The organism is Flavobacterium sp. NKUCC04_CG (genome assembly GCF_019345525.1).
Lineage (GTDB): Bacteria > Bacteroidota > Bacteroidia > Flavobacteriales > Flavobacteriaceae > Flavobacterium.
In genome coordinates this window covers 230,988-251,190 of sequence record NZ_JAHKRA010000002.1, presented here as the reverse complement: position 1 = coordinate 251,190, position 20,203 = coordinate 230,988, and the positions used below count along the sequence as shown (strand labels likewise).

The following is a 20,203-nucleotide window of genomic DNA, read 5'->3' as shown; positions in this document are numbered from 1 at the left end:
TAAACCAAATATAAATATTTCTGGCGCAATACCAAAAATGAGCTAAAAATAATTGTGTTAAAGTTTTGGTAGTGAGTGGGTTGTTTGAAAGTTTCTTGGTGATTCCCCGCTAGCGCGCCAATTGTATAACTATTCAACTACGCTACCGTCCGAGTCCTAGTAAATACAAGAATTCTTTATCATGTTGGACGTTTAGGTATTCACGAAAAATTTGTCTTTTCGATTTTATATTATTTTAATTCATAAGAATAAAACGACTCATTGGAGTAGGATTTATATTTTAGAAAAGGTATCCTTAGTAAGGAAGTGATGTGTTGTTTATATAGTTTAAAGTAAGTAGATGTTTTAGTAGTATTATTGAAGAGCATTAGCAACGCGAGAGGACTCGCGCGGCAGCGGGGGTTTTGTTATTCATGAAAGATTTGTCTTTTCGATTTTTTATTATTTTAATTCAGATGAATAAAATGAGTCGCAATTATAGTTTTTTATAATCCCCGCAGGTCCCCGCTAGCGCACGAATATTGTAACTAATCAACTAAGCTACCGCGCGAGTCCGCTCGCGTGGTCTATATTAAGTACAAGAATTCTCAATCATATTGGACATTTAGGTATTCATGAAAGATTTGTTTTTACTATTTTTTATTATTTTAATTCATAAAAATAAAACGACTAATTGGAGTAGAATTTATATTTTATTATTCCCGTTGGCATCTGCATTTTATTGGTGTATATTATATGTTTTTCTATTTTATAAAAGGTATATTTAATATATGATATGCTCTTTGCGTTGTTTAAAGTAACTGTTTTGGCTGTAGTATTGAAGAGCATCTACCACGCGAGAGGAGTCGCGCGGCAGCGGGGTTTTGATAAGGCTGCCTGATATTTAAAGAATTACACTCAGCAATTCAATAAAAAACAGGGGTTTTAGTCCCTCACTAGGCATTCGCTAAATAAATTTTAAGCTGTTGAGCGTTTTTATTTCAACCATTGTTCAACGGTATTGATAAACTCAATTTGTTGATCAACAAAGGGGTAATGCGAACAATTGTCAATGCTTTTAAAGTTGTCGTCTGTGACGATATTCTTGATGTCCTTAAATTGTTTGGGCGAAAATATCTGGTCTTGTACGCCGTAAATAGCATACAATTTGACGTGTTTTTTAAGGTTTATTAGAATAGGAGAGGTGTCCATATTATTGTTGACTTCGTTTCTATAGAATAGAAGTGGGGCATTGTCGTTGCGAATGTTGTTTTTAGCAAAGTCACTATTTTGATAGTTTTCTTGAAGTAGCATGGATTCTTTTGTCGGGAACGGCATTTTGAAATAATTGTTTTTAGCGGCCACTTCATAACATTTCTTTCGATATTCCGCGGAGTTTTTTGGCAGTTTTTCAATCTCCAAAATTTTTGAAACCATCAAGGAATCCTTTTTCTCGAGGTAATTTTTTTTCGCAGTCGCCAAAATATGGTTATATGTTTGCTGTTGAGAAAACAAAGCCCCTACCAGTATTAATGACTGCACTTTCTCAGGGTACTGCTGTGTATAAAGTGTTCCTACCAATCCGCCAAAACTATGAGCGATAATATGTGCACTTCTAAGCTGGTAATTTTTATAGATAGCGTTTAAATCTTCTAGGGCTTCTTGGAATGTAAAGGTCGCTGTAGTGTCGACAGAGCGGCCTTCACCTCGTCTGTCGTAAACGATCACATAAAATCCTCGATTAGCTAAGCTTTCGGCAGTTGTTCCTTCAAAAAGTGTCGAATTGCCTCGCGGACCTCCGTGAATGTAAATAACAGCAGGGTTATTGCTTTCTCCATAAGCTTTGGAATATATAGTCGATTGGGCCTTTAGAATCGGGCTTGCTAAAATCACGAGTAGCACTAAAATAAATCGGGTCATTTCTATATATCTTTGATGCTCAAATACAGCAGTTAGTTGTTTTAAAAAATCTACTTGTTCGATGACTAAAGGGCATACAATGCTTTTATGAAGTTGTATGTACAAATTGTCGGTTTGTAGGTTACTTACAAGTTTTGTATTAATTTCTCCAAGTGTTTGATCAATGGAAACCGCTAGGTTCAGGTTCTCGAAATCATATAAAGCTAATTTTATACCCTTTTAGTTGGGCTCAAAAGTAAGGAATTGCTTTTTTGTATAAAACCGAATTAAGCTTTTTTATCGAGCCATTCCTCTTTACTTATTTCAAACCAGTTGTGTTCGGTTCCCTCAAAATCAAAGGTTTCTATCAGGTTTAAACCGCTTTTTAGTAAAACGTTTTTTGAACCTAGATTTTCTATATGGCAGATGGCGTAGACTTTAGCTGTTTTTAAGTGCTCAAAAGCATATGCTAACAAGGCTGTAGTTGTTTCAGTAGCAAATCCCTTTCCCCAATGTTTTTCTATGAATCGATAACCTATTTCATAAAAATTAAGGTGATTATTCATCGGTTCTTTGATCAGTTTAATTCCTGACCAACCTATAAATTCTCCGCTAACTTTATCGATTACCGCCCAACGTCCAACGCCGTTTTCTTTGTATTGCTGCTGTACGAACTCAATATATTGTGCAGCTTCGTCTATTTTTGTTATTGGATTATTACCTAAATAGGTGTGAACGGCGGGATTGCTATCGAGTTCAAATAATCCATCTTCATCGCTTGGTAACATTTCTCTTAAGTATAGTCGCTCGGTTTCAATTTTAATATTCATGTTTTTTACGATTTTAATTCTGGTTTATTGGTTTCGAAAATGATTCACAAGGTTTTGGAGCTATGTAATTTTGAGCAAATTAAAAATCGAAACTTTAAATTTAGCAACCAATTGATATGGAAACCGGTTTATGGGATAAATTTAAGCAAAAAAGTCAATCTAATTTGTATCACGCTAGCATACTGTGTTTATTTTCTGTAAAGTCTAAAATCGTAGTTTGTATGTTGATTGGTATGCATTGTCGACATAAAATCATTAAGGGATGCATGCCGGAGATGGACACTAATTTAAGCAGTAGAATTCTCAATCACGTTGCACATTTAGGTATTCATGAAAGATTTGTTTTTTCGATTTTTTATTATCTTAATTTAGGTGAATAAAAACGAATAAATGGAGTAGAATTTATATTTTATTATTCCCGTTGGCATCTGCATTTTATTGGAGCATATTAAATGTTTTTTTATTTTATAAAAGGTATATTAAATATTTAATATGTTCTTTGCGTAGTTTAAAGTAAGTGTTTTAGGTGTAATCTTTAAGAGCAGTTGCCCCGCTAGCGCACGAATATTGTAACTAATCAACTAAGCTACCGCGCGAGTCCGCTCGCGTGGTCTATATTAAGAACAAGAATTCTTAATCGTGTTGGACGTTTTGATATGCTTGAAAGATTTGTTTTTTCGATTTTATATTATTTTAATTGATAAGAATAAAACGACTCATTGGAGTAGAATTTATATTTTATTATTCCCGTTGGCATCTGCATTTTATTGGTGTATATTATATGTTTTTCTATTTTATAAAAGGTATATTTAATATGTGATATGCTCTTTGTGCAGTTTAAAGTAAAGTTGATGTTTTAGCTGTAATATTCAAGAGCATTTGCAACGCGAGAGGACTCGCGCGGCAGCGGGGGTATCCTTAGTAAGGAAGTGATGTGTTGTTTATATAGTTTAAAGTAAGTAGATGTTTTAGTAGTATTATTGAAGAGCATTAGCGCCGTAGTTGTTTCAGTAGCAAATCCTATGCTACCGCGCGAGTTCGCTTGCGTGGTCTATATTAAGTACAAGAATTCTCAATCACGTTGCACATTTAGGTATTCATGAAAGATTTGTTTTTTCGATTTTTTATTATTTTAATTCATGCGAATAAAACAATCACAATATGTGAATATTATATGATTTTTAATCCCCGCACGCCCCGTATATCGAAGTTGCCCCGCGCGCGCGGACTCGCACTGCAGCGGGGGACTGTTATAATCTATATGTTTTCTGTGGTTTTTACTATTGGCAATTCAATTCCTATTTTAAAAAACTTTACATAATTGTATTCTGGAACATATTCAAAATTATCCTTTACAAAATCTTTTCTTTTTGATTTTTGATCGGAATATATTATTAGACAATCAATTACTTCATTATATTTATCTTCCATTTCTAACTCATTGTAAATAGATTTCATTCTAGCGTAACCGCTTACTTGGCGAATATCCTCTTTACTAATATTTCCGTCTTTGTATTGAGGTTTGTATTTAGCATCAACAACCATCTGATACTTTTTATCTTTTGAATTAATTATAAAATCTAACTCTTGCCGATTTGTTTTTATATGGTATTCCACTTCACCGTTTAATGGAAACAGTTCTTTTAATTTAGCAAATACATACAACTCAAACAATTTACTCATGTCAATCCAAAATGGAGGTGTTTCAATTTCAACTGGATGTAGTGTCGAAATCGTATAACCATATCGTTTTAATATAAATTTCGCTAATTTTAAAGCTTGTTTATATTCTTTGTATAAAGGATTTGGTTTTATTGTTTTTAATTCTTCAATCTCTACTTCATCGTATACTGAATGAAAAGCGGGTTGGATATAATTGAATAAACCTTGTAATTGTTCCGGATTAATTCCATTTATGTTTTGAATTGCTTTTTGAGAAAACAGTAATGCTTTCTTTAAAACTTTGTTTTCTATTGTGTTAACGCCAAATTCATCATACTTACAATAACTGTAAAGCATTTTGCTTTTAGTATGATTGTTTTTGATTGTGGCATTAACTAATATTTTACCTTTAACTCTGACGTTTAGATTTTTAACCACTGGATAATATGATTTCTTTAATCCTTTTTGAACTATTCTTTTCAATAATTGCAGGTATTGAATCACTAAAAGTGGAGATAATAAATCTTGAGTTTGGTCAATTTTAATACTAGGTTTGTCAAAATTGATTTCACACAAATAATCTAAATGATTGAAGTTTTCAGGTTCTTGCAATGCGTCAAAAAGCATTCTGACATAGTTGACTTCTGATTTGTCTTTGTTTAATTTGGGTTGAATATAGATTGGTAATTTATTCTCAATAAACCAATCTACGCCTACAAAATAAGAAGCTTCAATATTTAATTCTTTTTCATTTTTTGTTACTTCATAGCAAAAACCATTGCTTTTTTTCTGTTTGAATAATTTTTTATGAGGTTCAATAGTCGTATAAGCCGATAAATCATACTCTATTGATTTCGGGTTTTTATAACCATATTGTTCTTTAATTATAATCATTACAAGCTACTTATCAATGTTTCTATCTCTTTTGATTGCTTTAAGATGCCATCTTTTACATATTCTTTTAGAATTGGAACAATTTCATATTTCAATTTCAATTCTATTTGTTTTATTTCATCTAAAGGTTTGCCTTCTTCGTCTTTTTCATTCGTAATGAAATAGCTATGTCCAATCATAACATCTTCGGGCTTAAATTCATTAGATAAATGTTTTGATGTTTTGAATTTTGGATTATTCCAAACTACAGTGTCATAATCTTCTATAAACAAATTACAAACGCTTTTAAACTTTTCTATTCCCGCTTCTCGGATAGGTGCAGGGTTTGGCAACACATCCACAAAAGCAAAACGCCTTCTTATTGCATAATCTATATGGCCTACATTTCTGTCAGAAGTATTCATAGTTCCAATAATGTATAAGTTGTCTGGTAATTTTAGTATTCTGTTTGATTCGTTTTCGTCATCTGAAATATCATATAAACTTTCTACTTCATTATCACTATTATTTTCGAGCCCATGTTTAAATCTATATTCTAGAGCATAAATTAACTCCCCTAATACTGAGGGTAAGTTGGCTCTATTAATTTCATCAAGAATTAATACATATTTGCTCTTGGAATTATTCAAAGCTTCTTTTGCAAATTCCATCAAAATTCTATCTTCCACTTTATAGAATACCTTATTATCTGAGTTTGTTTTGGCAGATATTCCTCTCACAAAATCTTCGTAGCTAAATGATGGATGAAATTGGATTATTTTGTACTCGCCTCTTGAAATTATTTGATTGGTTTTTATTTCAATTTTGCCTTTCAAATCAAAGTTTCCAAATAAGAATTGCATAAATTCGATACTTGTAACATCTGAACCTAATGCTTTTTTTCTTTCTGTAAATAATTCTTGTACTTTTAAATTTTTCTCAAAACCATTCAATAGCGAATGATTTTCTCCGAATAATTTTAATATATTTTCAAGACAAGGGATGCTATTAACAGGGAAATATTTTTCTGGATAATAGCTATGCAGAATTTTTAGTAGAAAGCTTGTTCCTAAGAAAGTAGTTGCTAATTTGATGTTTTTATCTTCAAGTAAATCGGAAATTAGTAAGCCTATCCTTTTAGTAGCTTCATCATCATTTTCAATCTGTGCGGCTAATCCATGTTTACTGTATTCATTTTTTATTTTACTCCAATAAATAAGATAAGACCTAGCACTTCCAGGAAAATAGTAGCCTAAAGAAATCAATCCCCTTTCAATCCACCAACAAAAACTATCGTTTGATCCTGTACCTATACAATAATTTTCTTTTGATATGTCTTTGAGACTTTCGATTGAAAATTTCGATTGAAAATCATTTAAAAGTTCTTCATGCCTAGTCCGTGTATTTAAGACATCTTTACTTTTAGTGTTAAAATTTTTCAAAAAACCATCAATTAATTCAATTGGATTTACAACTTCGGAAGTATTAGTCATTTTATTAGCAATCATTTTCGCCAATCTTGTTTTTCCTGTTCCTGGAGGTCCCTGAAGAATGATTTGCTTTTTATATTCAAGTAATTCTATTTTATCTTGCATGTTTCTAATTTCTTTTTCTTTCCAATATTCATCCTTAATCTTGTCCCAAACCATATCGCAAATATCTCTTGCTCCTTCTCCAGAATATTCAATTATTGTATTTCTATTAGTATGGGATTTTGAGACAATATGTGGATTAAAGTATTTTACTAACTCTGCTTTTCTTCTGTGATAAAACCAATCTGATTGCAAATCACCTTCGCCATTAACATCATCATAATGATTTGAAGTTATTTCTACTACTCCAAAAACTCTATTAAAACCCTCAATAACTACTATTAAGTCCCCAATTTTAATACGGTTCCAAAGACTGTAAAATTCTTCAATTTTATCTCCTTCTTCTTTTGTGTAGCCAATTATCTTTTTCCCGCCATCTTTTACAAATAAGTTTTCAAAATACTTTTTTGTATCACCAGAACCTCCTGGTGTGATTTTCATAATCCACATTTTTGGATTTTTATGACTCATAAATTATCATTTTTATTACATCAATCAAATAACCTACGTTCGCTCGCGAGTCCGCTCGCGTGGTTTATAGTAAATATAAGAATTCTCAATCATGTTGGACGTTTTGTTATTCATGAAAGATTTATTTTTACTATTTTAATTCATAAGAATAAAACGACTAATTGAAGTACAATTTATTTTTTATTATTCCCGTTGGCATCTGCATTTTATTGGTGTATATTATATGTTTTTCTATTTTATAAAAGGTATATTTAATATATGATATGCTCTTTGCGTAGTTTAAAAGTAACTGTTTTAGCTACAGTATTAAAGAGCATTTGCAACGCGAGAGGACTCGCGCGGCTGCTGGGGCCAAACCGATGTTAGCTGTAGTATTTATATCTTTCCGCCTCCATAAATTTGGTCATAAAAAGAATCAGTATATCCAGTAATAGTATATGTTGGTAGCTTATCAAATTTGAAATCATTTAAAGCTCTATTTAATATTCTTTCTCGGAAAGGAATATGTATTGTTTTAACGGAATCATCTTTTATCAAATCAGCAAGTTTTGAAGGTAACAAATTTTCTAACTCAAAAGGTAAATTATTAGTAATTCTATTTCTATAAGTTACGTAACATACAATTACAGGAAGATTACATGTTTTTACTGCATATTCTATTTCATACGGAACAAAATCATCATCAAGTTTAGTTGTTTTACCAACTAGTAAAAGCAATCTATTACTATTTTTAAGTCTTTCTCTTAATGTTCCTTTAATTGTTTCCTCTAAACTACCTCTTCTAATACTTGGACCTTTTTCATGAGAATTGATTAAACTAAATTCTCTGTTTTTCATTAAGTTCCAAGCTTGAATTAATCGATAATATTTAATATCAGAAGTCAAAATATTTGTTGCGCCGTCCGCAGCAAAAGCTACATAAGTTCCATTTCTATATGCCATTTTGTTAGTTGTTATTAGTTTTAGGAATAGAATTTCCAAGTATCATGGTTAAAAAAATAAAACTGATTAGAAGTTGTGTAATAGTAAGTTCGACTCCGATTTTAGTTATCGGCTTAACAAACTCATAATTCGCTGTTAAAGAGTTAGCAAAACTAAACCATATTGCTTTTGTAGTTAATGGAATTTTTTCACTCCATTCGAATTCTGATAAATAAGGTAATCGATACAAATATGCAAAACACAGATTTGAAAAGCCAATTGATGTTAGTAGGTTGATAAATCTTCTTCTAATTCTTTCTGGAGTATTAAATTGATTATTGGCAGTATCATTGTGCCATATATGATAATAAAAATAGGTGTAAAGATTAGAATACAATAAATACCAAACTAATACTGTTAATAAACAATTAGATGATTTTGTATATATAATACAAATTATAAATATCCATTTTAAAATAATAAATGAGTCAATGGCAAATCTATTGACCGTTAATGTATTAGATTTATTAAATATAGAAACGAGGATATTCTTGTAAATTTCAACTAAATTGAAATATTTAAGAATATCAATTACGAAATTTATTGCTGGATATAATAATCCATTTTTCATTTATATTGAGTTTTCTTGGTTAAATATTACAGCTAACATTGTTTTTCACGAAACAAAATGCACTGTAGTTTCGTAAAACTCCATCTATATCCGTATTTCGTATAATGCGCTATCTTAATAATGAAACATTTGTAAATTAAATATTTAGCAAAGTAATTTGTTGTGGATAGCGAAACAATATTATTTTTTTGCCAAACATAACATCTATATCTATATTATAAATACGGAAATCCGTAAATCCCTAAATATTTTGAGATAGCATTTTATTTCGAGAATAAATTAAAGAGTTCGGGAGTAGTTTTCTAGCTCCCCCGCTAGCGAATGAATAACATAACTACTCGACTACGCTACTGCGCGAGTCTGCTTGCAGGGGCTTTAGTACATACAAGAATTCTCAATCATGTTTGGTGTTTTGATATGCGCGAAAGTTTCTTTTTACATTTTTTTTTATTTTAATTGAGATGAATAACATGAGTCGTAATAATAGTTTTTTATAATCCCCGCAGGTCCAATATCTTACTTGTGGTTATCAAGTTTTTTTCTATTTTAGAAAAGGTGTGTTTAGTGAAAGAGTAATATGTTCTTTGCACAGTTTAAACTAAGTAGCTATTTTAGCTGTAGTATTGAAGAGCATTTGCAACGCGAGAGGACTCGAGCGGCAGCTGGTGTAATTAGGTTTTGGTGCGAGTAAGTGGACGCATAATATTATGATCAATTTTAAACAAATACGTATGAGAGTGAATTTTTTAGCATTTTTATTAATTTGCGGTTTTTTGTGTTTTGGGCAAAATGCCAAAACGGAGATGGAAAAATTCATTCCAATAAAAGAAAACTATTCTTTTGCTACGGTTAATTTTAATGTACCGGCATTTGATCGAAAACAAAAGATAGATAGCGTTTCTTTTGAGGGAAGTTTAATAGTTCCTAAAACAGCGTTTGATAAAGTAGTTATCATAAAACCCGGTACAGGGTACAACACACGCAATACGCACACTGATTTAGCCGAAGCTTTATTAGATCGTAACATCGCGGTGTTTCGGTATGATGAGCGACAGAAAGGCAACTCTAAAGGATCTAGAGGGAGTGATATGTTATATACTGCATCCATGATGGGAGCGGAATTAGAACGTGCTTTTAATACATTGACGAATCGAGAGGAGTTAAAAGGAAAAAAGATAGGAGTTATAGGCCACAGTATTGGAGGAATAGCGGCAATGGATGCTCTAAAACTCCAAATGAATCCTGATTTTTTAGTCATTTTATCGTCACCCGTGATTTCTGGTAAAGAACTTTTTATTTATCAATTAAAGCATAAGGAAAATGGAATAAACGATTATTTCAAGTATGATTCACTTGAAGAAAAGGAAAGCATCTGTAGTCATTTGATTGATTTTTATCTTGCACATCCAGATGAGAAAAGATTCTGGAAGTTGTATAGGAAAGAAATTAAAAAGATAGGCTATTCTACGGCTAGGTATAGTAGTAGATTTCCGTTTTTGTTAGGAGCAACTGATAGAGATTTAGCAATAAAAGACAATAGTCCACTGTATAGAAATCTTTCTATCCCTTTGTTTTATATGATCGGTGATCAAGACATTCTAGTAGATCCTGTGGCTAATGTAGCACTTCTAAAAAGTTATGCCAATCCCAAAATCACTATAGAGGTTCTCGAAGGGGAAAATCATTTTTTTGCTGAGGGTTACAGTTATGATATTCATCAAAACCCCAAGGATAAAATTGTAGAATGGATTTTACAACAATAATTCGGATTTAGTTTGGATTGCAAGGTTTTTGGAAGTTTTGCCAATTGTAAAAATTATAAAACAAGGAAAGATTAAAAGGTTTTAGAGCTTAGAATAGAAACACTCGCTCTTAAAAAATCAAATAGCTTCTCACTTCAAGCAATCAGGTCTATCATTTTATTAAAGGTAATGTAAGTAGGAGTTGGCTTTGAAGAAAACACTATATATTGAATTATAAAATTATACGGACAAAACTTTATTTATTGGATCAGTAACCACTCGACTACGTTAGCGCCAGAGTCCTCTTGATTCGTCAATATCACCGGAGTTCGCAGCTGTTTTATTTTATTTTTTTATTCACTTTGTTAATTTTAGGGTCTTTTTGTAAATAAAAAAACCATAATTTTATTGGCTAAACAAATAGAGTAATGACTTCGATTGATTTTATCATAAAAACATACGAACTTTTAAATAGTCAAGATTATAGAATAACATTTTCCCCTGCAAAAAATAAAAACTGGATGCTGCTGTGTAACAACCATTTTATAGGCGGATTATTTGATGAAGCGTTATACTTTGTTTATACAGAAGCTGCAAGCCAATTGCTAGATAATCCCCCAGCAGTATACAAGGGCTATTCAACGCAAGCGCAACATAAAATGCTTTTAATACCGCTCGAAAAGGCGATGGATTTACTAGTTGTTACCTATAAAGAAAAATTTGATTGGGCCAATTTTGTTTGTGATATCTCCAGTCATTTTACGGCCAATAGAAAATATCCAGAACACATCATCAATACCTACGAAATGTTTGTTGTTTTTCTTCGTTTTTGTTATGAGAAGGAATTATTGGTGCTAAATCCATTGGATAAAAATAATCGCATTCTGTATATGAACTACAAAAACCAAGATCTTACTGATAGTGGAAAACTGGTTTTTACTGATCTTATGATAGATTGGTTTACGTACACAGATAGAACCAATAAAATTGATAACACTAAAATGTTAGAGAAATATTACTTGAAAATTCTTCAAAAAAATCAAATACTAGACTAAAAGATGGAATCAACCATAAGGTCAAATCAAGCTTGTCGCAGAAAATATATACAGTTTTTTTGTGTAATGTACTCAACAACTGATAACGTTTGCGATGGTCTAGCCTCAGAAATTTTAATCTTTGTAAATGCCTATACAGAAGAACCAATTTTTTATTAATCAAGTTAGCATGAAATTTACCAACGATCACAAAATAGCTTTCAATCATTGCAAAACAGAGGCAGAGTTTAAGCTGTTTTTAGATGATTTTGAAATAAATTCCATAGATGAAAGTTCTAAAAACATATTGCATTATTACCTCGGTAGTTTAATTTATGATAGCAATTTGGAGCAATTTGCCATAAATCGCCCATACCTATTAGATCCCATTCCAATCATCGATGAGCTGCTAAAAAGAGGTATTGACATTAATGCACAACCACAGCGAGGCCCAAGAATGTATACCGCATTATGTCTTAGTGTTGGTTTTACCTACAAATCAAAAGAAATATTTGATTACCTTATTAAAAATGGAGCAGATGTACATATTCGCATCGGACATGGAGGTACTGTCTTGACAAAAGCCATGTCGAGTACCGGAGTTAAAGCAAATGACGATGTATACTTTGTAGAAAAACTCTTAGAGCATGGAGCCGATATTTATGCAGAAAACAATTTCGGCATATCAGCATTTAGCTTAGTTCAAGGATTTGCGGATGATGCCTTAACGCTTAAAAACTTGATCTTGAAATATCAGGATCAGGATCAATAATTTGTTGCTACCTTAGATTTTAGAAGTACAATTAAAACGGTTTAGTACGACCGCAAGTAGCTTATATTTATGCCTTTTTTTGACAGAAAATAAAACAAACCAAATAGGGTAGCAGAACCGAATGCTTAATTATAGTTGCCGTTCGATGGGTAGCTAGCAAATAAGAGCAGCACATAAAACAGACGAATGACAACAACAAACTTTGAAAATTGGGGTATAGAACTTGAAAAAGTTTGGGATTTAAAAACAGCGGAAGATTGTGTGAAATTTAGTGAATTAATGTATTCTTTAAATGGCGAGGAGGACAGTAATTATCTACATAAACTCATCGACGCGATAAGACTAAAAGACGATTCCGGTGTTTATGAAAGTTTGTATAATGCAATTTGGGTATTCCATCCAAAGTTGGTCGGCGAGATTCTTGCCCAAAAACTATCCGAGCTTCAGAAAAGAATGGGGAAGTTTGACCAAGTTTTCCGGTTTTATATTCCCCTTCCAACTGCAGAAGTCGCCTTGCATGCCTTTCTTGAAGGGGCGAAGCAATGGACTATAGCCGAAAGAAGAACTGCTATGGCTGCGCTAAAAAATTGGTTTATAGCCGACGAAGCGTGGGGAAGCGTTTTGGAAAAATTAGGTAAACCCATAGCAAAAACGAAAGAAAGTGCTATTCCCGAATATTGGGACGAAAATTGGAGAAAAAGATTTGTAGAAGGACGGCAAAAAGGTGGCGAGTTTTCGGTAAGTGGGATATTTTGGAAAAAAGGAAAAAAAGTATGGCTTGAAGATTTAGATTTTCTAATCGAAGTTTTAGCCTTAAACCTTGGTAAAGATTGGCGACAAATTGATACGCTGACAAACCCTTTTTGGTTCTATGCCAACAAGACCGTTTATCCAACATTTATTGAAAAATTAAAAGAACTACCCCGCGAAAAACAAACGGAAATTCTGGACAATATAAAACGAGTTAATAAGAATAAATTCAAACAACTTAACACAGAAATAAACGGCAACTAAAAATTGGTTAGGGACAGTAGGGGGCAACGGTAATTTCTACCGTAGTTCATCCATTCCCTGTTTGTACTTAGATTGGTCAGAATCATTACACAACACCGAGACCTTAGCAGCAACTTATTGAACGATATGGCAGAGAAATTTTATCCAGTTAAAAAAAACGGCAAATATGCTTTTATAGACAAGCTGGGAAGCCTGATTACAAAGTTTGACTTTGACTTCGCCAATATGTTTGGAGGCATAAAAGTTAATGAGGAGTTTGGATATATGGACGGTAAAGGTACTATACATATAAGCCCCAACTATAGATACGAATATGGCTTTGGAGGTTTTAATGATGGGTTAGCAATTGTGGAAGTTGACGGAGAATTTGGGTTCATCAATAGCGAAAATGATATCGTTATTGAACCTAAATACTACCGCGTAAATGAATTTCATAACGGAATAGCATTAGTACAAGACAATATGTTTACTTCCGCTTATTTCATAAATACAAGTGGCAAAACAATACTGAATAACAGGGAATTTGGCGTATCGGAATATAATGAAGGTTTGATTAATTGTAAATCTTTAATAGAGAAAAAATGGGGCTTTGTTGATATGGATAACAACTTTATTATACCGCCCATATACGATTATACCAGCTCCTTTCATGAAGGCATGGCAGCCGTAATACCAACGCTTATTGGCAAAAAAGTTAATAAAAAACAATTATTTGGCTTTGTAAATAGAAACAACGAAGTTTTAATTCCGCCTGATTTTAATATAGCTAATGGACATTTTTCAGAAGGACTATGCTGTATTTGGGATAATGGCAATGGGTACATGGATACGAAGGGAGAAGTTGTTATCCCTTGTGAGTACTTAGTGGGCGAAAATTTCTCAGATGGTTTGGCAAGTGTTCAGTTGAAAAAGAATAACAAACATGGATTTATAAATCGCGATGGAAACATGGTTATTAAACCAAAATTTGAACATGTAGAACGTTTTGAAAATGGGATAGCAAAAGTTACCATCGGAAAAGACCACGCTGTTTATAAAGAGGGGTATATCAATAAAGACGGGGATTACATTTGGAAACCGACACGGTAAAATAAGCGGATAGAAACTGCTTCGGTTATATAAAATACCGGAAAAGAATTGGATATGCTGATCAAGCTGACCTCAGTACAGAATAAACGAAGTGAATTTATCATGATAAAATATTATAAAACTGACGACAAAGAGCAACTACTTTACAAAGAAACCTGGTTTGACGAAAAGAGAAAAGTAGCCGTTGTTCACTATGGAAAAGTGGGTTTTAAAGGGAAAGTAGAAGAGATTCCGATTGAAACAAACCAGGCCAATGACGATTTTGTCCTTAATTTCTGTAAAGAATGTGAAAGTCAGGGCTATGCTCAAATCGATGAAGACCATCATCATTGGGTTGTTGTTCAGTTTCCTTTAAAGAGTGAATTGGGAAATAAAAGAGATTTATGGCTTAAAGACAAGGTGCAAGAATATCTAAAAGACCATCTAGGTTGGAATGGGGTAGGCGATGTAGATGGTTTTGATATGGGGCAAAAGAAATTAAATATTTTTTGTAAGGTTGTAGACAGTGAAAAAGCGGTTAGCAGTATCAAAACTTGTTTAAAAGAATATCGACTTGACCTTAACCAAGCCAGAATTGCCACAAAAAAAGTAGGCGAAATAAATTATACGCTGAAGTTTTCTCACAAAAAAATAAATAATTTTGAATTATGAAAAAGTTAGAATTACAAGAGATTGATTTTAAACAGTCCCTTCCAGTAGTTTATGAAGATTTAGAGCCCATTTTAATGGCGGAGCTCAATGCACTGCGCGACAAACTAAAGGCACTTCCTGAAAACACAGAAAGTAGCGAAATACTCAATTTGTTTGAAAACTGTGTTTTATCACTAAACAAAATCGAAGACAACGATGCTATTGAAAGTACCATTGACACAGAAGAAAGAGAAGGATTATGTGATGCTTTATATAAAATGGGAACGATAGTAGGACTTGATGAAACAACGGAATATATCGATAATTGGCGAGCGTGGTAACTAAAATAAAAAAAATATGTTTATAGAAAAATGGAAAGACACCGCATTTGGAAGTGATTATGGTGGAGACTTTCAACAATTTTTAGAGAAAATTCCGTGTGAAAAATTAACCTTGACGGAAATTTACAAACGGTGCGACTTAAAAAAATATTTTGATCAACCCGAACTGCTCGATGAACGCACGGATAACAACGTCCGACTTGATAATCCAGATTTTGAACAGTTTGTACATTATGAAGATGCTGTGATTGCACTAACAGCAATTGTTGCTGAAAGTGAACTAAACGGAAGTGCTGATTTGACAACTGCTTACGGTTCAAAAATACTAACTTGTGACATCTCAAAAGAGGAATTGCTAACATTAAAAAATGCCCTGACTGATATTCATAATAATACAGAGAAGTTTGTGTTATTTGAAATGCTGGGAGACTATAAAGAGGATACACTTCTTGATATTTTAGAAATTATCGAGTGTATAAAAGAAAGTATTAATAAAAAGTAAAACGCTTTTGGTTGCATTCGACAAAAAGCGACACAAATATGGATTTTGCGATAGGGAGATTTGGTTAGAAAACTTTCTTCTCACTTTTCACCAGTAATTTTACAAAACACAACCAAATATATAAGACACAATGAACATTGACGAAGTTTTTAATCACATAAAAAACAATCCCAAACTCGCCTATATTATTGTCGGTCTTGTTTTTATAGTAATTTTAATAGGATATATAAAGCGATGGAAATGGGCAACAGACCCAACGGGAAACAGAAAAAGTGTGGTACTCGTTGAATGGTTTGGTTATGAAAATTACCGCAAAATAATGATTGTCATCCTTATCCTTGGCATAGTAGCCATCAGTTCTCTATATCTATTAAGTAACTAATACATGAAGACACTAAAAGAATTAATAAACCTAGACGAACCGGGTTGGGAGTTGGTCTCCGAATGGATAAGCGAAGCCGAAAACGATGTTGAGATATTGCCAAGGGCTAGCGCACGCGCAGAGAGAGAACTGCTAAATGCACAAGTGACAACCCGTTCGCCCATGGGTGCTGTAATCTATGAAACGGGGGGGATATTAATTGACCACGGATGGTTGCGGATTTTAGGCTCAGGCAGTGAAAAACTCGACAGAGGGTTGACAAGCTGGAACAAAGGCAAAACCTTTGAGAACTATGGCGATCAACCTTCTCATTTTTTAATTGCCGATGATATCATCGGGGGCTATTTTGCCCTAAATGCTGGCGGAATTGGAACGGAGATAGGGAAAGTGTACTATTTAGCTCAAGACACCTTAGCCTGGGAATGTTTAGATAACAGCTATTCAGAATTTCTTTACTGGGCCTTTACTGGTGATATCCATAAATTCTACAAACTTTTTAGATGGGAAAACTGGCAAAACGATATAAAAACAGCCAACGGAAATCAAGTGTTTTCCTTTATACCGTTTTTGTGGACCGAAGAAGGAAAAGACATTGCGAAAACAACCAGAGCCTTAGTCCCAATTGAAGAGAATTACCATTTAACACTTGATTTTCAAAAGCAGTTGAACGGGAAATAAAACATACATTAAACAGGGCTTTTGGTAGGAATGTATAAACTGTAATTTCATTTTAAGCCCTACATTAAGATCCTTTAAACCTTTATTAACAATGAAAATGACCACGGAAGAATTCCAAGATTATAAATTAGAAATAGAAGAATTAACAGAATTACTAAATGTGGAATGGCTGGATCTGAAAAAATTAATAATATCAAACAACATTAATTTAGAAAAGACACTACTAGTCGGTTACTATGAAGATGATGAAGGGATAGAGCATGGATTACTTTACAACAAAAAAGACAACTTCATACTAAAATTTGAAGTGCTTAACAACAGGATATCACTGACTAGCATTGATCATGTGAATGAAGTAAGTGATGAGTTTCCGCAATTGTTAGTCGCTATAAGTTTAGAAGATTAACTGTTATACCATCGTATCACATAAATAATCAAAAACTCATCTTAGCTTTTTAAGATCGGGTTATGCGTGTAAGAGTTAGTGAAATAAAAAAAGGGTTAGACTTTAATTAAAAAATCTAACCCAAGTATGTTTAACTTACGGATCTTATGAGACTGTGTCTAGAGACTCTAAATAAAATACTATTAGTTGTAACTAATAAAATACGTTGTGATTTCTGATACGTTTTCTTTCTTATTGATTTTACCAATTGTTACCTTTTCAATAAGGCCTTTTGTGTTTGTATTAAATATATAATCATAACCATAGACACTGCTATTGACATTTTTAATAAGGTATTTGGCTTTCTCACCTAAATGACCACTATATACGGCATATTTTGGATGTATGAAGTTAGGGTAATTACTAATTAATGCGTTAATATCAATTGATGCGTTATTTAAAAATTCACTTCCTTCAAAAGTTAAATATTCAATATCAAATTGACTTACGGTTGATACAGGATAGGAGTAATCCTCCGACCATATATAAGTTTCCTTGTCAAATATATTTTTATTAGTGAAGGTAATCGATGATAGTTGAATTTTGCTATTGTAGTCAAATATAAATTTATCTGTATTTACATAAGGGTTATCCTGAGATTCAACCTGTAACGATAGAGCCATTTTCGTTTTTGAATCTAAAGCAAAAATATACTTGGTTACATTTTCCGATGCTATATCTGTAGCATGAACTACCAGGCTATTTTCTGATAGATATTCATATTTTAAATTTTCTCCTCGTAAATTTTTGATCTCGAGTAAGCGGTTTTGATTATCATACGTAAACTCAACTTTTGAAGTTGTTATAACATCTTCTTTCTTTTGTGTAATTTCAATTGACTTAACTAAATTCTCTTGTTTTTTGATTATTAATGGTTCTTCTATTTTAATGATTTCTTCCTTTTTGATTAACTCATTGTCATCACTATGATTGCAATTTGCAAAAAAAATCGTTGAAAGAACAAAAATGAATAATTTTAATCTCATATTTATATGTTTTAAATAAAAATTCTGTGTAAAAGTAAAGTTTCAGCACATATAAAAGCATTTAATATTATTATTTAATATATTGTTTGGTTTTCTTTTAAAATCAAAGCTTGGCCCAACCCGTTAGGCGCGAATGCTATAAGTACTCGGCTCGGCAGCGAGGGGGAAATTATTGCGGGTATTACCATATTAAACCAATTTAGGTTTTTAGTGACTATAAATACTTCCAGGCTTGTGATGCGCCGTTACGATTTAGGAGGTCGCGTCTCAGTCCATGGAGTTTCTGTACGAATTCTGTGATGTTACTTGTTTTAAGTGATTTATTAAAAGAAAAACATGCTTCTGTTACACTCGCATTACTAGATGTGATAAAGCCATTTAGTAGCAGTGGCTAAACCTTTTTTTTACTTTTCCCTATCGTACTAATTCGTAAAACCTAGTAGCGGTGTCCTAATATATAGGCTTCTGGGGGTTGAGGAGGTAGCAGCAAAGCTAGTGGAAACACACAAGAGGAGGGTAGAATTAAATTAGCAACAATTGCGATTGTAGTCCCAACAGCTATTATCGTGACTTTTTTGTAATTGTTTTCCAGTAAATCCAAAGCGCACTGTTGGTTTAAAGATTAAATTTCACTGCAACCATTGCTTGTTGTGGTTGTATTAATATTCTTAATAGATTTAAAACCGCTAATTGTATTTGATTTATGTATAATTATACCGTTTGTTTTTCGGTGTATTTAGATTATTTATATTAAAAAGTTGCATTTGTTGTTGTTTTGTTTGTTTTTGATTTGTTAATAAAAATTTAAATTTTGTATTTTGTTAATCGAATATGATATATCTTTATGGCATAAAAAGATTTATATATGCGTCTTGAAATAAAGAATCTACACGATGTTTGGCTTTCAAATCGAACCAACATAAACACACCTTTATATCAGTATTCTTTTGATGAACTGACCAATTCAATTATAAGTTCAGGACCATTTTCTTTTTTTATTATCGATTTTTTTGACATGTCTATTTCTAATATCAGCCCGTCTTTCTATGAAATGCACGATTTGAATCCAGAATTGCTGTCGATCAATAATATCTTGGGGGGTATTCATCCAGAAGACATCGACTTTGTCGTTAAAGCAGAAACCTTTTTGGCTCATTTTTTTTCCGAAAAAATAGGTCGTGAGAAATTGTTAAGTTATAAAATAAGCTATAGTTATCGAGCCCGTTTAAAGGATGGTAACTATGTCCTAATGAACCATCAAGCTTTAATGCTGACTATGGATGATCAGGGTGGTTATGGTAAGTCTTTAAATATCAATACATGTATTGATCATCTCAGTAATTTGAATACATATAAAATATCGCTGATCGGTTTAAATGGAGAACCTTCTTTTATGAATTTAAGTCTTGATGGAGGTACTCGATCCGTTATTGAGTTTTCTAAAAGAGAAATTGATATTATTAAACTGATAAGCAATGGCTTAAGTAATCAGGAGATTGCAGATACGTTATTTATTAGTGCCTTAACCGTAAAGAAACATCGCAATAATATTTTGACCAAATCCGATTCCAAAAACACAGCTCAACTCATAAAAAACTGTGTTGTACAAGGATTGATTTAAGATCCTATTCAATAAAATACTCCTTTTGGTGTATTTTATTAAGTTTTTAATTGCAGTAATTTTATAAGGAAATAAAACCGGTATCGCATTCGAAATACGCTAAACTCTC

At 32.5% G+C, this 20,203-nt stretch carries 19 protein-coding genes; 12 read left to right on the top strand and 7 right to left on the bottom strand.

What is annotated here, in order from left to right; translation table 11 throughout:
- Positions 1-975 precede the first annotated feature (975 nt).
- The 6 genes from KO524_RS02660 to KO524_RS02635 form a co-directional block, all read right to left on the bottom strand.
- Positions 976-2,004, bottom strand: a complete 1,029-nt coding sequence (locus KO524_RS02660; protein WP_255555109.1) for an alpha/beta fold hydrolase — start codon at positions 2,002-2,004, stop codon at positions 976-978.
- A 161-nt stretch (positions 2,005-2,165) separates the two neighbouring features.
- A complete protein-coding gene (locus KO524_RS02655) occupies positions 2,166-2,708 on the bottom strand; it encodes a GNAT family N-acetyltransferase (RefSeq protein ID WP_219289477.1) in 543 nt (180 codons plus the stop codon).
- A gap of 1,257 nt (positions 2,709-3,965) precedes the next feature.
- Positions 3,966-5,264, bottom strand: a complete 1,299-nt coding sequence (locus KO524_RS02650; protein WP_219289474.1) for an McrC family protein — start codon at positions 5,262-5,264, stop codon at positions 3,966-3,968.
- Complete coding sequence (locus KO524_RS02645; RefSeq protein WP_255555108.1) at positions 5,264-7,306, bottom strand: McrB family protein; 2,043 nt, start codon at positions 7,304-7,306, stop codon at positions 5,264-5,266. The genes KO524_RS02650 and KO524_RS02645 overlap by 1 nt, the downstream gene beginning before the upstream one ends.
- Positions 7,307-7,681: 375 nt before the next feature.
- Positions 7,682-8,248 carry a TIR domain-containing protein gene (locus tag KO524_RS02640; protein ID WP_219289471.1) on the bottom strand — a complete coding sequence of 189 codons (567 nt, stop codon included), beginning with the start codon at positions 8,246-8,248 and terminating at the stop codon, positions 7,682-7,684.
- 4 nt (positions 8,249-8,252) lie between these two features.
- Complete coding sequence (locus KO524_RS02635; RefSeq protein WP_219289469.1) at positions 8,253-8,858, bottom strand: hypothetical protein; 606 nt, start codon at positions 8,856-8,858, stop codon at positions 8,253-8,255.
- Positions 8,859-9,589: 731 nt separating this feature from the next.
- On the opposite strand from KO524_RS02635, the gene KO524_RS02630 reads away from it, so the two are divergent.
- From KO524_RS02630 to KO524_RS02580, 11 genes are all read left to right on the top strand, one after another.
- Positions 9,590-10,621, top strand: coding sequence for an alpha/beta hydrolase (locus tag KO524_RS02630; RefSeq protein WP_219289467.1), 1,032 nt, complete (start codon positions 9,590-9,592; stop codon positions 10,619-10,621).
- A gap of 407 nt (positions 10,622-11,028) precedes the next feature.
- Positions 11,029-11,655, top strand: a complete 627-nt coding sequence (locus tag KO524_RS02625) for a hypothetical protein (RefSeq protein WP_219289465.1) — start codon at positions 11,029-11,031, stop codon at positions 11,653-11,655.
- A gap of 169 nt (positions 11,656-11,824) precedes the next feature.
- Positions 11,825-12,406, top strand: coding sequence for an ankyrin repeat domain-containing protein (locus tag KO524_RS02620; protein WP_219289450.1), 582 nt, complete (start codon positions 11,825-11,827; stop codon positions 12,404-12,406).
- A 186-nt stretch (positions 12,407-12,592) separates the two neighbouring features.
- Positions 12,593-13,420 (top strand): hypothetical protein, encoded by an 828-nt coding sequence (locus tag KO524_RS02615; protein WP_219289434.1) that lies wholly within the window; start codon positions 12,593-12,595, stop codon positions 13,418-13,420.
- Positions 13,421-13,546: 126 nt separating this feature from the next.
- On the top strand, positions 13,547-14,509 hold the full coding sequence (locus KO524_RS02610; RefSeq protein WP_219289431.1) for a WG repeat-containing protein: 963 nt from the start codon (positions 13,547-13,549) through the stop codon (positions 14,507-14,509).
- Positions 14,510-14,563: 54 nt separating this feature from the next.
- Positions 14,564-15,160, top strand: a complete 597-nt coding sequence (locus tag KO524_RS02605; RefSeq protein ID WP_219289412.1) for a hypothetical protein — start codon at positions 14,564-14,566, stop codon at positions 15,158-15,160.
- Positions 15,157-15,480, top strand: coding sequence for a hypothetical protein (locus tag KO524_RS02600; RefSeq protein WP_219289409.1), 324 nt, complete (start codon positions 15,157-15,159; stop codon positions 15,478-15,480). The genes KO524_RS02605 and KO524_RS02600 overlap by 4 nt, the downstream gene beginning before the upstream one ends.
- Positions 15,481-15,496: 16 nt before the next feature.
- Positions 15,497-15,982 carry an imm68 putative immunity domain-containing protein gene (locus KO524_RS02595; protein ID WP_219289406.1) on the top strand — a complete coding sequence of 162 codons (486 nt, stop codon included), beginning with the start codon at positions 15,497-15,499 and terminating at the stop codon, positions 15,980-15,982.
- A gap of 130 nt (positions 15,983-16,112) precedes the next feature.
- Positions 16,113-16,364: an immunity 17 family protein gene (locus KO524_RS02590; RefSeq protein ID WP_219289403.1), complete on the top strand. Its 252-nt coding sequence runs from the start codon at positions 16,113-16,115 to the stop codon at positions 16,362-16,364.
- A gap of 3 nt (positions 16,365-16,367) precedes the next feature.
- Positions 16,368-17,042: a DUF2625 domain-containing protein gene (locus tag KO524_RS02585; protein WP_219289400.1), complete on the top strand. Its 675-nt coding sequence runs from the start codon at positions 16,368-16,370 to the stop codon at positions 17,040-17,042.
- 97 nt (positions 17,043-17,139) lie between these two features.
- Complete coding sequence (locus KO524_RS02580) at positions 17,140-17,448, top strand: hypothetical protein (protein ID WP_219289397.1); 309 nt, start codon at positions 17,140-17,142, stop codon at positions 17,446-17,448.
- Positions 17,449-17,630: 182 nt separating this feature from the next.
- Here KO524_RS02580 and KO524_RS02575 read toward each other — a convergent pair whose 3' ends face one another.
- Positions 17,631-18,473, bottom strand: a complete 843-nt coding sequence (locus KO524_RS02575; RefSeq protein WP_219289395.1) for a hypothetical protein — start codon at positions 18,471-18,473, stop codon at positions 17,631-17,633.
- Between the two features lie 865 nt (positions 18,474-19,338).
- On the opposite strand from KO524_RS02575, the gene KO524_RS02570 reads away from it, so the two are divergent.
- Complete coding sequence (locus KO524_RS02570; RefSeq protein WP_255555107.1) at positions 19,339-20,094, top strand: LuxR C-terminal-related transcriptional regulator; 756 nt, start codon at positions 19,339-19,341, stop codon at positions 20,092-20,094.
- The last annotated feature ends 109 nt before the right edge of the window (positions 20,095-20,203 follow it).

Coding starts and splice junctions, on each gene's coding strand:
- KO524_RS02595 (WP_219289406.1), top strand. CDS start 15,497: ATGTTTATAGAAAAATGGAAAGACACCGCATTTGGAAGTGATTATGGT.
- KO524_RS02580 (WP_219289397.1), top strand. CDS start 17,140: ATGACCACGGAAGAATTCCAAGATTATAAATTAGAAATAGAAGAATTA.
- KO524_RS02640 (WP_219289471.1), bottom strand. CDS start 8,248: ATGGCATATAGAAATGGAACTTATGTAGCTTTTGCTGCGGACGGCGCA.
- KO524_RS02585 (WP_219289400.1), top strand. CDS start 16,368: ATGAAGACACTAAAAGAATTAATAAACCTAGACGAACCGGGTTGGGAG.
- KO524_RS02570 (WP_255555107.1), top strand. CDS start 19,339: ATGCGTCTTGAAATAAAGAATCTACACGATGTTTGGCTTTCAAATCGA.
- KO524_RS02610 (WP_219289431.1), top strand. CDS start 13,547: ATGGCAGAGAAATTTTATCCAGTTAAAAAAAACGGCAAATATGCTTTT.
- KO524_RS02620 (WP_219289450.1), top strand. CDS start 11,825: ATGAAATTTACCAACGATCACAAAATAGCTTTCAATCATTGCAAAACA.
- KO524_RS02600 (WP_219289409.1), top strand. CDS start 15,157: ATGAAAAAGTTAGAATTACAAGAGATTGATTTTAAACAGTCCCTTCCA.
- KO524_RS02630 (WP_219289467.1), top strand. CDS start 9,590: ATGAGAGTGAATTTTTTAGCATTTTTATTAATTTGCGGTTTTTTGTGT.
- KO524_RS02590 (WP_219289403.1), top strand. CDS start 16,113: ATGAACATTGACGAAGTTTTTAATCACATAAAAAACAATCCCAAACTC.
- KO524_RS02650 (WP_219289474.1), bottom strand. CDS start 5,264: ATGATTATAATTAAAGAACAATATGGTTATAAAAACCCGAAATCAATA.
- KO524_RS02645 (WP_255555108.1), bottom strand. CDS start 7,306: ATGAGTCATAAAAATCCAAAAATGTGGATTATGAAAATCACACCAGGA.
- KO524_RS02635 (WP_219289469.1), bottom strand. CDS start 8,858: ATGAAAAATGGATTATTATATCCAGCAATAAATTTCGTAATTGATATT.
- KO524_RS02625 (WP_219289465.1), top strand. CDS start 11,029: ATGACTTCGATTGATTTTATCATAAAAACATACGAACTTTTAAATAGT.
- KO524_RS02575 (WP_219289395.1), bottom strand. CDS start 18,473: ATGAGATTAAAATTATTCATTTTTGTTCTTTCAACGATTTTTTTTGCA.
- KO524_RS02655 (WP_219289477.1), bottom strand. CDS start 2,708: ATGAATATTAAAATTGAAACCGAGCGACTATACTTAAGAGAAATGTTA.
- KO524_RS02605 (WP_219289412.1), top strand. CDS start 14,564: ATGCTGATCAAGCTGACCTCAGTACAGAATAAACGAAGTGAATTTATC.
- KO524_RS02615 (WP_219289434.1), top strand. CDS start 12,593: ATGACAACAACAAACTTTGAAAATTGGGGTATAGAACTTGAAAAAGTT.